We start from the raw sequence: 1,085 nt of genomic DNA, 5'->3' as shown, positions 1-1,085 counted from the left end.
GCCCTCGATCCCCGCGCCGAGGCCGAGACCTTCGCCGGGGTGCGCGCCCTGGCCGGCGGACGCACGGTCATCCTCATCACCCATCGCCTGCACTCCGTGCAGCACGCCGACCGCATCTTCGTCCTGCAGGACGGCCGGGTCACGGAGAGCGGCAGCCACCAGGAGCTGCTGGATCTCGGCGGCGAATACGCGGAGCTGTGGTCGTTGCAGGCGGCCCAGTACGGCATGGGCACCACCCCGTGAACACGGCCGAACGTCCCCCGGCCAGGCTCGAAGAGAAGAACGCCGTGGGGCGAGAGCCCTGGCGGGGAGTCACGTGACAGAAGCCCGCCGAGCTGGCAAGTCGCGATGAGTCTGTCCCCGGCCAGGGCCCCGCCTCCGCCCGTCAACCACGACAGCGGAGAACAGGACGTCTCGATGGTGAAAGTGGGGATCGCCCCGCACAAGCACGCGCAGGTCGTGGTGGCCGTCGGCTCCCACGGCCGGCGCATCGGCAAGCCACCCACAATGAAGAACGACACCTCGCTGATTGAGCTTCCCCTCATAGCGTGCAGAGCGGACCAGGAGAGATTTGGTCGTGGCAGGAACGACGAGGCGTCGTTCTGATCCGGAGTTCCGGGCCGGGGCGGTGCGTATCGTCAAGGACCGGCAAGCCCGTCGCGCACATCACTCGCGATCTCGCCATCAACGACTACACCCTTGAAGGAGGTCCCCGAAGTCTTGGAAGACCACGGCCACCACGCCGGAACCGCCCGGATCCGTTTCGCCAAACCCGCCGTACTCCTCGACTTCTCAATTCCCGCACAACCCGCCGTCATCGACTGGCTGTCCCACCGCCGTCGTAACCGCCGTCGGCAAGGGTGGGCAGGCTGCGGGCAGCGGCGGTGTGCAGGGCGCCGACCACGTGGGCACGGGCGGCGGTCAGATCGGGGACTGAGCCTGACTCGACGTCGGCGATCCGCAGGGGCAGCCCGCTGGGTACCGAGAGTGCTAGTACTACAGCAAGGCTTTGTGATGTAGTCTGGAGGCATGCTCGATGAGTTAACCGCTGATGATCTCCGATCGTGGGTGTCAGGACTGGACGC

Annotated in this window: 1 pseudogene; it reads left to right on the top strand. The window is 67.1% G+C overall.

Annotated elements, in window-relative coordinates:
- Positions 1-243: pseudogene (locus ACWEJ6_RS54765) on the top strand (ABC transporter ATP-binding protein); the annotation flags it as partial.
- Between the last annotated feature and the right edge of the window lie 842 nt (positions 244-1,085).

This window comes from Nonomuraea sp. NPDC004702, assembly GCF_053601695.1.
This window is presented reverse-complemented; position numbering and strand designations above follow the sequence as displayed.